Below are 13648 nucleotides of genomic sequence, written 5' to 3'. Positions count from 1 at the left end.
GTGCGCCCATAGCCAGATTGTCATTTCGGGTCAACCGCGAAACGCCCCTAACGCTGGCATTTCGGGCAATGAAAGGTCGAGCGGCCGCTCTGCACCGTGCGTTCAATCTTGCCGCCGCATTCGCACGTCCCGCCTTCGCGGCCATAGACGCGCCAGTCCTTCGCAAAATAGCCGAGGTCGCCCTCGGGGCTGAGGAAATCGCGCAGCGTCGATCCGCCCGCGGCGATCGCCGCGATCAGGACGTCCTTGATTGCCGGCACGAGCGCGGCCAGTTTTGCCCTGGACACATCGGCCGCCGGCTTCAGCGGCGATATCTTCGCCATGTTGAGCGCTTCGCAGACGTAGATGTTGCCGAGCCCCGCGACGACCGTCTGATCGAGCAGCATCGCCTTGATCGGTGCACGGCGCCCGGCAAGCGCCCCCGCCAGATACGCCGTATCGAACGCATCGGACAGCGGTTCCGGGCCGAGGGCTACGAATGCCTCGAACAGCAGCAGCGGATCGCCGGTCACGAGATCGACCGACCCGAATCGCCGCGGATCGTGGAGGAACAGCCGGTGCCCCGCGCCGGTTTCGAGCAGCAGATGGTCGTGCTTCCCCGCCGCGCCGCCCTCGGTGCGCCAGCGCCCGGACATGCCGAGATGAAAGATCATATGGTCGTCGCGGTCGGTCGACACGATGCCATATTTGGCGCGGCGTGACAGGCGGGTGACCGTTGCCCCGGTCAGCCGCTGCGCAAGGTCGGCCGGGAAGGGGCGGCGCAGATCGGGGCGGAAGGTGGTGACCGCCGCCAGCCGCTGTCCTTCGAGGAAAGGGGCGAGGCCGCGGACGGTGGTTTCGACTTCTGGCAGTTCGGGCATATCGCCAATGCGGCTACGCGCCATTTGCCTGCGCTTCAACCCTTGGCTAAAGGCCGGTCAGACTTTGTTTCTCCCCGCATGAAAGCGCAATTGCATGGCCACTCCGGAAACCGTCAGCTTCGGCTATGAGCAAGTCCCCGCGGGCGAGAAGACCGCGATGGTCGGCGAAGTGTTCAGCCGCGTCGCGCGCAAGTATGACATTATGAACGATGCGATGTCGGGCGGTATGCATCGCCTGTGGAAGGATCGCTTCGTGCGCCGCGTCAAACCGCGCGAGGGCGAGACGATCCTCGACATGGCGGGTGGCACCGGCGACATCGCCTTCCGCATGGAGCGGTCGGGCGCCAGCATCACTGTCGCCGACATCAACCCGGACATGCTCGGCGTCGGCATGGAGCGCGCGGCGGAGCGCGGGATCGACACGCTCGTCTGGTCCGAACAGAATGCCGAGAAGCTCTCCTTTCCCGACCAGTTTTTCGACGCCTATACGATCGCCTTCGGTATCCGCAACGTCACCGACATCCCTGCGGCGCTGAAGGAAGCGCACCGCGTGCTGCGCTTTGGCGGGCGTTTCTTCTGCCTCGAATTTTCGACCAACGAATGGCCGGGCTTCGCACAGGTCTATGACGCCTATTCGCATCATTTAGTGCCGAAGCTCGGCAAGCTGATCGCCGACGACGAGGACAGCTATCGCTACCTGATCGAATCGATCCGCCGCTTCCCCCCGATGCCCGAATTCGCGCGGATGATCCGCGAGGCGGGCTTCACAGCGGTGAAGGTCGAGCCGATCATGGGCGGCCTCGTCGCGATCCACAGTGGGTGGAAAGCTTGACCCGACCGATCACCCATATTGCCCGCTTGCTGAAGTGGGGACGCATCCTCGCGCGCCACGGCGCGCTGCGCGGGATCGAGAGCGCGCCGCAGACCCCGCCGGGGGTCAAGCGCCTGTGCCGCATTGCGCGCTTCGGGACGATCCAGCCCGCGGTGCCCGACTATGCCGCGGCCTTTCAGGCGATCGGCCCCGCCGCGGTCAAGCTTGGCCAGACGCTCGCAACGCGTCCCGATCTCGTCGGCGAAGAGGCTGCGCGTAACCTGCTCACTTTGCAGGACGCGCTCGCGCCCGTCGCTTTCGACCGCATCCGGCAAGAAATCGAATCGACGTTCGAAGCTCCGCTCGAAAGCCTCTATAGCGAATTCGAACCCGAACCCGTCGGCTCGGCCTCGATCGCCCAGGTCCACCGGGCGGTGACGACCGACGGCCGCAGGGTCGCGGTCAAGGTCCGCCGCCCCGGCATCGACAAGCAGTTCGCGCGCGACATCGAAACCTATGAATGGGCCGCCGCGCATCTCGAGGCGCTCGGCGGCGAGGCGAGCCGCCTCCGCCCGCGGCAGGTCATCGCCAACTTCCGCCGGTGGACGCTGCGCGAACTCGACCTGCGCCGCGAGGCGGCTTCGGCGTCGGAGCTCGCCGACGCGATGGCGGCCGTACCGACTTACGAGGTGCCCGCGATCGACTGGGATCGCACCGCCAATCGCGTGATGACGCTCGACTGGATCGACGGCATCAAGATTTCGCACCGCGATCAGCTGATCGCGGCGGGGCACGACATGGAGGCCTTGTCGGGCAATCTGGTGAACGCTTTTCTGCGGCAGGCGATCGCCGAGGGCTTCTTCCACGCCGACATGCACCAGGGCAATTTGTTCGTGAAGGCCGATGGGACGATCGCCGCGGTCGATTTCGGTATCATGGGGCGGATCAACCGGCAGGCGCGCTACTGGCTCGCCGAAATCCTTTATGGCCTGACAACGGGCAATTACCGCCGCGTCGCCGAGATTCATTTCGAGGCGCAATATGTGCCCGACTATCACAGCGTCGAGGAGTTCGCGACGGCGCTGCGCGCGGTCGGGGAGCCGATGCGTGGCAAGCCGGTGAGCGAGCTCAGCGTCGGGCAGATGCTCGACGGGCTGTTCGCGATCACGCGCGATTTCGACATGCAGACGCAGCCGCACCTCCTCCTTCTTCAAAAGACGATGGTGATGGTCGAGGGCGTCGCGACGATGCTCAATCCGAAGATCAACATGTGGGACGTTTCCGGCCCCTTTGTAAGCGAATGGATCCGCGACGAACTCGGCCCCGAAGCCGCGCTCGCCGATGGCCTCCGCGAACAGGGCAAGACGCTGGCGCTGATCCCCGACATCATTCGCCGCCTCGATCAGCAATTGCCCAAGAAAGGCGCCGCGCCGCCCGCACCGCCCTTGCCCGACATTCCCCTGATGTGGGAAAAGCGCGCGACGCGGCGCTGGTGGCGGTATGCGCTGACCGCGCTGGCCGGCGCGGCGGCCGGCGCGGCGGCTCTGAACTGGATGGGTTGAATGGGTGGCGATCTGCGCATAGATTATGCGCAAGGAGAATGGTGATGAACCGTCCTGCGCGATTCGAAGGGCCCAAAAGGGCAACCAATGTTTCATTGAATGCCGAGCTCGTCGAAGAGGCGAAAAAGCTCGGCATCAACGTCAGCGATGCCTGCCAGTCCGGCCTTGCCGCCGAGGTCAAGAAGGCGCGCGACGCCGCGTGGAAAGAGGAAAATCGCGCGGCCATCGAGAGCTGGAACGAATATATCCGCAAAAACGGCATGCCTTATGACAAATACCGGCAGTTTTGATGGCGCGGTACGACGTTTATCCGGGCTCGCGCGGATTGGGCTATCTGCTCGACTGTCAGAGCGAATTGCTTGGCGATCTCGTGACGCGTGTCGTGGTGCCGCTCATGCCGGCGAAGGGTTTTGAACCGGTTCCCCGGCTCAATCCGGCCTTTGCCATCAATGGCGAGGAACTGATAATGGCCACCCAATTGATCTTCGCGATTCCGCGAGACCGTCTGCAACGTCCGATCGCCAATCTGGAGAGCGAGCATTTCACGATTGTCGGGGCGCTCGACGTCCTGCTGACGGGATATTGAAACGATGGCCAATCCCCGCATCCTGCTCATCATCGGTGGCGGTATCGCTGCGTACAAGAGCATCGAACTCGTCCGGCTGCTTCGCAAGTCGGGCTATGTCGTGCGCTCCGTCCTCACTCGCGCCGGCGAGCAGTTCGTGACCCCGCTGACGCTCGCCGCGCTGTCCGAAAATAAAGTATATACAAATCTTTTCGATTTGAAGGACGAGGTCGAGATGGGGCATATCCAGCTGAGCCGCGAGGCCGACCTGGTCGTCGTCGCGCCGGCGACCGCCGACCTGCTTGCAAAGATGGCGGCGGGCATCGCCGACGACATGGCAACGACGCTTTTGCTCGCGACCGACAAGCCCGTGCTCGCCGCGCCGGCCATGAACGTGCGCATGTGGCTGCACCCCGCCACGCGCCGCAACGTCGCAACGCTGCGCGGCGACGGCGTCGTCCTGATGGAGCCCGACGAGGGCGAAATGGCGTGCGGCGAATATGGTCCGGGCCGATTGCCCGAACCCGCAGCGATCAAGGCGGCGATCGACCGGGCGCTCGCCAACGCGCCCGCCCCGATCCCGCTCACCGGCCAGCCCGACTTTGCGCCCGCGAGCCATCGCCCGCTGTTCGGCCGCCGCATCCTGATAACCGCCGGCCCGACGCACGAGCCGATCGACCCGGTGCGCTACATCGCCAACCGCTCGAGCGGGAAGCAGGGCTTCGCGATCGCTGCCGCCGCCGCCGAAGCGGGCGCCGAGGTGCTGTTGATTGCCGGCCCGGTCGATCTGCCGACGCCCCCCGGAGTGATCCGCGTCGATGTCGAGACCGCGCGCGAGATGGCGGCCGAGGTCGAAGCGGGCCTGCCGGTCGACGCCGCGATCATGGTTGCTGCGGTCGCCGACTGGCGTGCGGCCGACACCGCGCCGCAGAAGATCAAGAAAGACGGCAGCGGCGCCGTGCCGCCGCTGGCGCTCGCCGAGAATCCCGATATTCTCGCCAGCGTCGCGAAAAGCCCGCAGCGCCCGCCGCTGCTGATCGGCTTCGCCGCCGAAACCAATGATGTGATCGCGCATGCCGAGGCGAAGCTCGCACGCAAGGGCTGCGACTGGATCGTCGCCAACGACGTCTCGGTCGACCCGATGGGGGGCGAGACGAACCGGGTACATATCGTTAGCAAAGCGGGCGTAGATAGTTGGGACCGGCTGCCCAAAAACGCGGTCGCCCGCAAATTGATGGAAAAGATCGCCGATGAACTCGCAACCCGTGCACCCGCTAATTCCGATTGAGATCGCCATCCAGCGCCTGCCGAACGGCGGCGGCCTGCCGCTTCCTGCTTATGCGTCGGGCGGCGCAGCGGGGATGGACGTCGTCGCCGCCGAAACGCTGACCCTGCGGCCGGGCACGCGCCACGCGGTCGCGACCGGCTTCGCGATGGCGATCCCGCCCGGTTATGAGGTACAGGTTCGCCCGCGCTCGGGTCTGGCGCTCAAGCACGGTATCACCTGTCTCAACACGCCGGGCACGATCGACAGCGACTATCGCGGCGAAGTGAAGGTGATCCTCGCCAACCTGTCGGAGGATAATTTCGAGATCACGCGTGGCGACCGCATCGCGCAGCTCGTCCCGGCGCCCGTCCAGCGTGCCGTCTTTGCCGAGGTCGAGACGCTCGATGAAACCGCCCGCGGGGCCGGAGGCTTCGGGTCGACCGGCGTCGCGGGCGGCACCGGCGACGACGCGATCGAAGACGACAATATCCCCGAAAATGTCGGCTCGCTGTCCGCGATGAAACTCCGCCAGCCGGGCGAATAGGCGTTGCTGTCGGACGCCGAACTCGACCGCTATGCACGCCAGATCATCCTGCCCGCCTTCGGCGGCGCAGGGCAGGCGAAGCTGAAGACCGCGCATGTCGCGGTCATCGGTGCGGGCGGGATCGGTTGTCCGGCGATCACCTATCTTGCGGCGGCGGGCATCGGTCAACTGACGATCATCGACCATGATGTCGTCGAGCGCAGCAATCTCCAGCGCCAGCCTCTATTTACCGACGCCGATATCGGATCCCTTAAGGCCGACGTCGCCGCCGACGCCGCGCTGCGGATCAATCCGCATGTCGAGGCCGTCGCGGTTCCCCGGCGGCTCGATGCGGGCAACGCCCATGCTCTGCTGACCGGTGCCGGCCTGATCCTCGACGGCTGCGACAATTTCGAAACGCGGCTGACCGTCAACCGCACCGCCGTTGCGCTCGGAATTCCATTGCTCTCCGCCGCGATCGGCGCGTTCGAAGGGCAGGTCGCGCTGTACGAAGGTTGGCGGGAGGACAGCCCCTGCTATGCCTGTCTCGTCGGCGACGACCCCGACCGGCCCGGAATCAACTGCGCCGAACAGGGGGTGATGGGCGCGCTTGCGGGGATGATCGGGACGATGGCGGCGCTCGAAGCGGTGCGCGCGCTCACCGGATGGGGGCAGCCCCTGACCGGCAAGCTCGCGATCATCGACATGCTCGACCGACGCTGGCGCGAAGTGGCGGTGCCCAAGGATGCCGAGTGTCCGATATGCCGGGGCTGAGCATCATCGTCGCCTCGGCCGATGGCCAGCGCTTCTATGCCGCGCTCGAAGTCGCGGCGGCGGCGGCGGCGCTCGGCCGATCGGTGCGCATCTTCCTGCAGGGCGAGGCTGCGGCGCTGCTCCGCACACCCGTCACGTTCGACGGCGACGCCGCGCGGCGCGCCGCGGGACAACCCGATCTCGTCTCGCTGATCGCCGAGGCGATGGCAATGGACGTGCGGCTGACCGTCTGTCAGTCGGGCATGGCGCTGGTGCGGATGACGGCAAGCGACTTGGTGCCGCAGGTCCGCGCGGGCGGTCTCGTCAGTTTTCTTGCCGACAGTGGGCCGAACGACCAGCTGCTGACCTATTAGGGATTTTTGCAGACCGTGATCGCGTCGGGCGCGGGGCGTTTGCCCTCTGGCACGAAGCGCGCGAGATAGCCGCCGGCGTGCGCCTTGTCGTTGTACGACACCAGCTTGTAGCCCACCGCCTCGAACTCGCAGACGAGCAGGCGGAAGGGGGTGCCGTGCTGCGCGATCGAACGGTCGCCGTCCACGACGATCACCTGCCCGCCGGCCCGCAGCGCCGGGCGCAATCGCCAGAGGAAGGCATAGGGCTCGCCGATCTCGTGATACATATGGACCATGAACACGCGGTCGAAGCTGTTCGCCGGCAGTCGCGGATCGTCGACCGCGCCGAGCTTGAGCGAGACATTGTCGAGCCGCTCGCGTGCGACCCGATCGGCGAGGCGCTCGATCACTTCGGGCTGGATGTCCTGCGCGAGCACGCGGCCCGTCGCACCGACGCGAGGGGCGAGGCGTACGGTGTAGTAGCCATCGCCCGCGCCGATGTCGGCGACGGTCATTCCCGGGCGGACGTCGGCCGAATCCATCACGTCATCGGCTTCGTTGACGCGATCGCGCGCTTCCTCGGTCGACCATTTGGTCGAGGTGATCGGCGCAACCGGTCGATCTGCAGGCGGGAATTCGCGCGCGGTCTCGATACGATCGCTATCCTCGTTCCACGGGCCGTCGCAGCCGCCAAGCAGCGGCACGAGGGCCAGCGCCGCGAGGACGCCGCGCATCATCAGTCGATGTCCTCGACCTCGACCTTTTCGCCGGTCACCTTCTGCGACAGCGCCGCCGCCATGAACGGATCGAGCGCACCGTCGAGGACGTCGCCCGGCGCAGTCGAGGTAACCCCGGTGCGCAGGTCCTTCACCAGCTGATAGGGCTGAAGGACGTAGGAGCGGATCTGGTGGCCCCAGCCGATCTCGGTCTTCGCCTGATATTCGCCCGATGCTTCGGCCTCGCGCTTCTGCAGCTCGGCTTCATAAAGACGCGCCTTCAGCATTCCCATCGCGGTCGCGCGATTCTTGTGCTGCGAACGGTCGATCTGCGACGCGACGACGATACCGGTCGGCATGTGGGTGATGCGCACCGCCGAATCGGTCGTGTTGACGTGCTGGCCGCCGGCGCCCGAGGCGCGATAGGTGTCGATCTTGAGGTCGCTTTCCTTGATCTCGATCTCGATATTGTCGTCGATCACCGGATAGACCCACACCGACGAGAAGCTGGTATGGCGCCGCGCCGAGCTGTCGTAGGGCGAGATGCGGACGAGGCGGTGGACCCCGCTTTCGGTCTTGGCATAGCCATAGGCATTCTCGCCCTTGACCAGCATCGTCGCCGATTTGATCCCCGCTTGCTCGCCCGCCTGATATTCGATCAGCTCGACCTTCATGCCACGCTTCTCGGCCCAGCGGCTGTACATGCGCTGGAGCATTTCGGCCCAGTCCTGGCTCTCGGTGCCGCCGGCGCCGGCGTGGACCTCGATATAGCAGTCGTAACTGTCGGCCTCGCCCGCGAGCAACGCCTTGATCTTGTCGTCTTCGGCGCGCGCGGCGAGCGTCGCCAGCGCGGCGACGGCATCGTCGACCAGCGCCTCGTCGCCTTCCATCTCGGCGAGTTCGATCAGTTCGACCGTGTCACCCATCTCCTTTTCGATCGCGCGCGTCGCGTTGATCGCCTCATCGAGGCGGCGGCGTTCGCGCATGACGTCCTGTGCCGCCTTGGGATTGTCCCACAGCGTCGGGTCCTCGACCTTCGCGTTGAGTTCGTCGAGGCGGCGCACCGCGCGGTCCCAGTCGAGGAAGCGGCGCAGCAACGCGAGGGCGGCATTGATGGTATCGACATGATCCTGCGCTTCGGCGCGCATGGTCTTTGCTCCTGAAATTCGATGCGACCGGCCATAGAGGCTCGGGCGCCGGTGACAAGCCAGATTACCGGCGTCAGACAATCCCGCCGCGGTCGTCGAGGAAGTCGGTGTCGGTGCGGCCCGACGATCCCTTCTGCGCCGGGCCGGTCGACCGTTTCGGCGTCTTGATCGGTTTGATTTCGTCCTCACGGATCGTGCGGCGCGGTTCGCTTTCGGGCTTGAACGCTTCCCAGATGATCGCGGCCTTGGGGTCGGTGCCCGGCCAGCTGCCATAGACGCGGCGGCCCGACTGGCGGTCGATACGCACCATGCGAATGCCCTTCGGCGCGGTGAAGGGCACCGGCGGCGCATCCATCAGCGACCCCTGGAAGAATTCCTTGAAGATCGGCGCCGCAAGGCTACCGCCCTGCGCATAGCCGCCCATGTTCCGCGGCTGGTCGAAGCCGATATAGACGCCCGCGATCACGTCGGGCGACCCGCCGACGAACCAGACGTCCTTCGGCCCCGAGGTCGTCCCCGTCTTGCCGAACAGCGGGACGCCGAGGTCGCGAAGGCGCACCGCGGTGCCGCGCTGGACGACGCCCTCGAGCATGTGGACGACCTGATAAGCGGTCATCGGGTCCATCAGCTGCTTGCCGGTCTTGGCGAAGCGCGGCATCGGCTTGCCGTCCCAGTCCTTCATGTTGCAGCCTTGGCAGGGCCGCCAATTCTTCGGGAAGATGACCTTGCCGCGGCGATCCTGCGCATAGTCGATCAGGCGCGGCTTGAGTTCGCGCCCGTGGTTCGCGAGCATCGCATAGGCATTGGTGATCTTCTCGACCGTCGTCGACCCGGCGCCGAGCGCGGTCGAGAGATAGGGTTCGTGCTTGCCGATGCCCATCGTCTGGATCGTCTCGACGACCGGTTCCATGCCGATCTGGCTCGCGGTCCGCACCGTCATCAGGTTGCGCGACTGTTCGAGGCCCCAGCGCATCGTATGCTCGCCCGACCCCGCGCTGCCGCCGAAGTTGCGAAAGCATTTGTTGCCGAAGCGCGCGCCCTGATAGACGCAGAAAGGCCCGTCGACGATCATTGTCGCGGGGGTCATCCCGTTGTCGAGTGCGGCGGCATAGACGAAGGGCTTGATCGTCGAACCCGGCTGGCGCTCGGCCTGCGTCGCGCGGTTGAAGGGCGACAGGCGGACGTCGAAGCCGCCCTGCATCGCATAGATGCGCCCCGAATGCGGGCTTTCGACGACCATCCCGCCCGACACTTCAGGGATATTCTTGAGCTGATAGACGCCGGGTGCGGTCGCCCTGACCGCGATCAGGTCGCCGGGGCGCAGCGCCGAGAAGGCCGGGCCGCCGCTCTTGCGATAGCCGAGCTGCGCCGCGCTCGCGGGCAGGCTGCCCGTGTCGCCATTGGCGAAACCGATCCGCGCGGCGCTCGCCGATTTCGACAACACTGCCGCGATCCGCCACTGGTCGTAATCAATGCCGATGAAGCTCGACGCGAGGCGGCTTTGCCACTGGTCGTCGGCTTCGATCGTCGCGATCGGCCCCGACCAGCCCTTGCCTGTGTCGTAACGGATAAGGCCGCGGCGCAGCGCTTTGGTCGTCGCCTGCTGCATCTTGCCGTCGTAGGCGGTGCGCACCCACAGACCGCCGCCATAGACCGACAGCGGACCGTCTTCGGGGGTTTCGCCGAACTGGTCGATCAGCTGTCGCCGCACCTCTTCCATGTAATAGCCGCCGACCTGCGCGATCGCGGTGTTGCCGCTGTTGGTGAGGCCGAGCGGCTGCGCCTGCGCGGCGTCGCGCTGCGCCGCCGTGATCCATCCGTTGCGGTACATTTCGGACAGCACGAAATTGCGTCGCGCCATCGCCTTGTCGGCGTTGCGCGCGCGGCCATAGGTTTCAGGTGCCTTCGGCAGGATCGCGAGAAACGCCATTTCATGGAGCGCGAGCTGGTCGACATCCTTGTCGAAATAGGCGCGCGCCGCGGCCTGTACGCCGAAGCTGCGACGGCCGAGCGGGATTTCGTTCAGATAGAGTTCGAGAATCTGCTCCTTGGTCAGCGCTGCCTCGATGCGCTTGGCGAGGATCGCCTCTCGAATCTTGCGCGTGTAGCTGACCTCATTGGTCAGCAGCAGGTTCTTCGCGACCTGCTGCGTGATCGTCGAGGCGCCTACGGGGCGGCCGCTGTTGGTGAGGTTGGTGATGATCGCGGTGACGATGCCCGGATAGTCGATCCCGCCATGTTCGAAGAAGGTGCGATCCTCGGCCGCGAGATAGGCGCGGACCAGCAGTTGCGGATATTCCGCATATTCGAGCTGGACGCGCCGCTCGCGCGCATAGCTGTGCACCGGCTTGCCCTCGGCGTCGCGGACCATCGTCGGCAGCGGCGGCTGATAATCGCGCAGTTGGTCGACCGACGGCAGGTTGCGCGCGAAGGCCACCCAGATCAGCAGCATGGCGAGCAGCCCCGCGCCCGCCAGATAGCCGAGGATGCGGAACCAGCGCCGTGTCCACATCTCGCGGAACCAGGCGATGACGGCATTGCTGTCGCGGCGCAGGCGCAGGCGGAAATGGGACGCGGTCTCGGAAGCCATATGCGAAGAGCCTCTAAAGCCTGCGTGAACGAAAGGGAAGCTGCGTTGCGGCGGTTTGCCTTACCGCGCTCTGCCGCGAGCGCTCACGGGCCATATGGCAACCAGCGTGTCGCCCTCGACGACATGATAATGATCGTAGAGGTTCACGGTCGGGTCGCAGTGCGGCACTGTCAGCGTCACCGGATCGCCGGGTATGAGCTGCTCGCCGATGCCCGGCGCGATCAGCGCCGCATGTTCGTCGCCCATGAAGACGAAGAACGCGGTTTCGGGTGCGCCGTGCCGCACCACCGCGACGCCGCCGTCGGTCGAAAGCGACTTGAATCCGGCATCGATCGTCACGAGCCCCGAATGATTGGCGCTGACCACGCGCGCGTCGACGCCGAGCGCGGTTTCGAACGGAGTGCTGTCGTTGCCGGTCAGGTCGCAGTCTAGATATTGCTTGTCCATGAAGACATAGGAGCCGGCCTGCAACTCGGTGAAGACGCCGAGGTCGAGATCGATCCGGTGCGTGCCGGTGCCCGATCCGGTGACGATCTCGGGCTTGAATCCGGCCTCGGTCAGCGCCGCCACCACCGACTTTAGATAGCCGGTGCGTTCGACGATCGCCGCGCGGCGTTCGGCATAATTCTCGATATGCTGCTGTGAGCCGCAGTAGAATTGCACGCCGCGCCCATTGAGGTTCGGCAGCCCCTCAATCGTCTCCGCCAGTGCGACCGCTGCCTCCGCCGACGCCACACCGGTGCGTGCGATACCGGGATCGATGTCGATGATGACGTCGAGCGTCGTCCCCGCCGTCGCAAGCGCTGCGTCGATTCGCCGGGCGACGGCGGGATGATCGACCACCGCCATCAGCCCCACGGCACGCGCCGCGAGCGCGGCAAGCCGTTCGATCGCGCGCGGCGCCGCGACGGGTGAGGTGATCAGGATGCCGGTTATCCCGCCATCGCACAGGACTTCGGCCTCGCCGATCTTCGCGCAGCACACGCCGAGCGCGCCCGCGCCGATCTGGCGCAGCGCGATGTCGACGCTCTTGTGCGTCTTCGCGTGCGGACGGAGCCCCACGCCATGCCGCGCCGCCAGTTCGGCCATCGCGGCGATATTGCGGTCGAGCGCTCCCCGGTCGAGCACGAGCACGGGCGTGTTGAGGTCGGCGCGCGACCCCTGCCGACCGATCAGATGCGCGTGCAGGGTCAAATCGTCGCTCATGAAAACAGGCTCTCCAGATGCGCGTTGAGAAATTTGCCGTGCGGGTCGGCGGCGCGGCGTGCGGTGCGATAGTGCTCGGCCATCGGGTAAAGCGCGTCGACGTCATCGCGCGTCAGCGTGTGGCGTTTCGCCCAGTGCGGCCGTCCGCCGAAGCTGCGGAAGATCGCCTCGGCGCCCGCCAAATGGCTTTGCCACGGCATCCTGGCATATTGGTGCATCGAAATCGCCGCGACAGGTCCGGCGTTCATCGGGCTCATCCAGATATCATCGGCCGCGACGGTGCGATATTCGAAGGGGAAGGTCACCGGCAGCCGCTTCTTGCGAATCCAGCCGACGACTTCGTCCAGCGCCGCCAGACCCGCCGCGCGCGGCAGTTCATATTCCATCTCCTCGAAGCGGATCGTCCGGTCGGACGGAAAGATCGCATGGGCGGGGCCGCGGCGAAGTCCTTCGAACCGCGTTCGCATCATCGCGCGCTGCAGGAAGGGGGTGAGGAAGGGCAGTTTCGCGGCGATATCGAGCACGCGGCGAAAGGCGCTCTCCTCCATGTCGGTCGTCGAGGGCGGCGGATCGCAAGGGTCGCACGGCGTGAGCGTCTTCAGGATCACGTCGTCGGCGTGCGGAAAGAGCCAGAATTCGATGTGGCGGTGCCGCGAAGCAAGCTCGTCATAGCATTCGCGCACCTCGCTCCAGCGCCGCTTCTCGATCCGCTCCTCGAGATGATAGGCGGGAACGACGGCGACCTCGATTTCTGTCGCGATCCCGAACATCCCGAGCGACAGCCGCTGCGCCTGATAGAGGTCCGCTTCGGTCGCGGCGTCGCACCAGCGCGTCTCACCGTCGGCGCCAACCAGACGAAAACCTCGCGCCATCGTCGCCAGCGAACCAAGGTCGATGCCGGTGCCGTGTGTGCCGGTCGCCATCGCGCCTGCAAGCGACTGCGGATTGACGTCGCCCTGATTGGCGAGCGACAGGCCCTCCTCCCAAAGCGCTGCGGTCAGCTTCCTGATGCTCCAGCCCGCCGGAATGTGCGCGGTGGTCCGGTCGGCGGCTATCCGCATCTCTCCGGCCAGCCGGTCGAGGCCGAGGATCAGTTCGTCCGACTGGCAGAGCGGCATGAAGCTGTGCCCGGCGCCGGTCGCGCGGACCTTGCCCGCGCGCCGTACGAGCGCGGCCAATTCGTCTTCGCTTTGCGGCCTTGCGACCTCGGCTGGCGCGGTCACGCTGCCCGACCAGTTGCTCCACCCCATCGATCTCTCCCGTCGCCGGCAAGCTGTCGGCGCGCCGGGCGATG

General features: G+C 66.1%; 13 protein-coding genes and 1 pseudogene. 8 read left to right on the top strand and 6 right to left on the bottom strand.

Annotation, left to right across the window (positions count from 1 at the left end; all coding sequences use genetic code 11):
* Positions 1-47 precede the first annotated feature (47 nt).
* Complete coding sequence (mutM, locus tag QOL68_RS11170) at positions 48-860, bottom strand: bifunctional DNA-formamidopyrimidine glycosylase/DNA-(apurinic or apyrimidinic site) lyase (protein WP_282949525.1); 813 nt, start codon at positions 858-860, stop codon at positions 48-50.
* Positions 861-954: 94 nt separating this feature from the next.
* On the opposite strand from mutM, the gene QOL68_RS11165 reads away from it, so the two are divergent.
* From QOL68_RS11165 to QOL68_RS11130, 8 genes and pseudogenes are all read left to right on the top strand, one after another.
* Positions 955-1692 carry a class I SAM-dependent methyltransferase gene (locus QOL68_RS11165; RefSeq protein ID WP_058456308.1) on the top strand — a complete coding sequence of 246 codons (738 nt, stop codon included), beginning with the start codon at positions 955-957 and terminating at the stop codon, positions 1690-1692.
* Positions 1689-3233 (top strand): 2-polyprenylphenol 6-hydroxylase, encoded by a 1545-nt coding sequence (gene ubiB, locus QOL68_RS11160; RefSeq protein ID WP_282949412.1) that lies wholly within the window; start codon positions 1689-1691, stop codon positions 3231-3233. The genes QOL68_RS11165 and ubiB overlap by 4 nt, the downstream gene beginning before the upstream one ends.
* 44 nt (positions 3234-3277) lie before the next feature.
* On the top strand, positions 3278-3523 hold the full coding sequence (locus QOL68_RS11155; protein ID WP_282949413.1) for a type II toxin-antitoxin system CcdA family antitoxin: 246 nt from the start codon (positions 3278-3280) through the stop codon (positions 3521-3523).
* Positions 3523-3819 carry a CcdB family protein gene (locus QOL68_RS11150; RefSeq protein WP_058456306.1) on the top strand — a complete coding sequence of 99 codons (297 nt, stop codon included), beginning with the start codon at positions 3523-3525 and terminating at the stop codon, positions 3817-3819. The genes QOL68_RS11155 and QOL68_RS11150 overlap by 1 nt, the downstream gene beginning before the upstream one ends.
* Before the next feature lie 4 nt (positions 3820-3823).
* Positions 3824-5086, top strand: a complete 1263-nt coding sequence (gene coaBC / locus QOL68_RS11145) for a bifunctional phosphopantothenoylcysteine decarboxylase/phosphopantothenate--cysteine ligase CoaBC (protein ID WP_282949414.1) — start codon at positions 3824-3826, stop codon at positions 5084-5086.
* Positions 5049-5510, top strand: a pseudogene (gene dut, locus QOL68_RS11140) (dUTP diphosphatase); the annotation flags it as partial. The gene coaBC and the pseudogene dut, both read left to right, overlap by 38 nt.
* 102 nt (positions 5511-5612) lie before the next feature.
* Positions 5613-6362, top strand: coding sequence for a HesA/MoeB/ThiF family protein (locus tag QOL68_RS11135; protein WP_282949415.1), 750 nt, complete (start codon positions 5613-5615; stop codon positions 6360-6362).
* Positions 6350-6715 (top strand): DsrE family protein, encoded by a 366-nt coding sequence (locus QOL68_RS11130; RefSeq protein WP_282949526.1) that lies wholly within the window; start codon positions 6350-6352, stop codon positions 6713-6715. The genes QOL68_RS11135 and QOL68_RS11130 overlap by 13 nt, the downstream gene beginning before the upstream one ends.
* On the opposite strand, the gene QOL68_RS11125 is transcribed toward QOL68_RS11130, so the two are convergent.
* From QOL68_RS11125 to QOL68_RS11105, 5 genes are all read right to left on the bottom strand, one after another.
* Positions 6712-7428 carry a class I SAM-dependent methyltransferase gene (locus tag QOL68_RS11125; protein WP_282949527.1) on the bottom strand — a complete coding sequence of 239 codons (717 nt, stop codon included), beginning with the start codon at positions 7426-7428 and terminating at the stop codon, positions 6712-6714. The genes QOL68_RS11130 and QOL68_RS11125 overlap by 4 nt on opposite strands.
* Positions 7429-7430: 2 nt before the next feature.
* The gene (gene prfB / locus QOL68_RS11120; protein WP_282949416.1) at positions 7431-8558 is read right to left on the bottom strand and encodes a peptide chain release factor 2; all 1128 of its coding nucleotides are present in this window, start codon (positions 8556-8558) and stop codon (positions 7431-7433) included.
* A 73-nt stretch (positions 8559-8631) separates the two neighbouring features.
* Positions 8632-11148: a penicillin-binding protein 1A gene (locus QOL68_RS11115; RefSeq protein WP_282949417.1), complete on the bottom strand. Its 2517-nt coding sequence runs from the start codon at positions 11146-11148 to the stop codon at positions 8632-8634.
* A gap of 60 nt (positions 11149-11208) precedes the next feature.
* On the bottom strand, positions 11209-12354 hold the full coding sequence (locus tag QOL68_RS11110) for a DSD1 family PLP-dependent enzyme (RefSeq protein WP_282949418.1): 1146 nt from the start codon (positions 12352-12354) through the stop codon (positions 11209-11211).
* Positions 12351-13604, bottom strand: a complete 1254-nt coding sequence (locus tag QOL68_RS11105) for a D-arabinono-1,4-lactone oxidase (protein WP_282949419.1) — start codon at positions 13602-13604, stop codon at positions 12351-12353. The genes QOL68_RS11110 and QOL68_RS11105 overlap by 4 nt, the downstream gene beginning before the upstream one ends.
* Positions 13605-13648: the final 44 nt, after the last annotated feature.

Origin of the sequence: Sphingopyxis sp. Geo25 (assembly GCF_949769135.1) — a bacterium.
GTDB lineage: Bacteria > Pseudomonadota > Alphaproteobacteria > Sphingomonadales > Sphingomonadaceae > Sphingopyxis.
The sequence above is the reverse complement of the archived record's forward strand: the minus strand, read 5'-3'. Positions and strand labels throughout refer to the sequence as shown.

Excerpts from the sequence above, each read along its gene's own strand:
- mutM (WP_282949525.1), bottom strand. The coding sequence starts at position 860 with ATGCCCGAACTGCCAGAAGTCGAAACCACCGTCCGCGGCCTCGCCCCT.
- QOL68_RS11165 (WP_058456308.1), top strand. The coding sequence starts at position 955 with ATGGCCACTCCGGAAACCGTCAGCTTCGGCTATGAGCAAGTCCCCGCG.
- QOL68_RS11155 (WP_282949413.1), top strand. The coding sequence starts at position 3,278 with ATGAACCGTCCTGCGCGATTCGAAGGGCCCAAAAGGGCAACCAATGTT.
- QOL68_RS11150 (WP_058456306.1), top strand. The coding sequence starts at position 3,523 with ATGGCGCGGTACGACGTTTATCCGGGCTCGCGCGGATTGGGCTATCTG.
- coaBC (WP_282949414.1), top strand. The coding sequence starts at position 3,824 with ATGGCCAATCCCCGCATCCTGCTCATCATCGGTGGCGGTATCGCTGCG.
- QOL68_RS11130 (WP_282949526.1), top strand. The coding sequence starts at position 6,350 with ATGCCGGGGCTGAGCATCATCGTCGCCTCGGCCGATGGCCAGCGCTTC.
- QOL68_RS11125 (WP_282949527.1), bottom strand. The coding sequence starts at position 7,428 with ATGCGCGGCGTCCTCGCGGCGCTGGCCCTCGTGCCGCTGCTTGGCGGC.
- prfB (WP_282949416.1), bottom strand. The coding sequence starts at position 8,558 with ATGCGCGCCGAAGCGCAGGATCATGTCGATACCATCAATGCCGCCCTC.
- QOL68_RS11115 (WP_282949417.1), bottom strand. The coding sequence starts at position 11,148 with ATGGCTTCCGAGACCGCGTCCCATTTCCGCCTGCGCCTGCGCCGCGAC.
- QOL68_RS11110 (WP_282949418.1), bottom strand. The coding sequence starts at position 12,354 with ATGAGCGACGATTTGACCCTGCACGCGCATCTGATCGGTCGGCAGGGG.
- QOL68_RS11105 (WP_282949419.1), bottom strand. The coding sequence starts at position 13,604 with ATGGGGTGGAGCAACTGGTCGGGCAGCGTGACCGCGCCAGCCGAGGTC.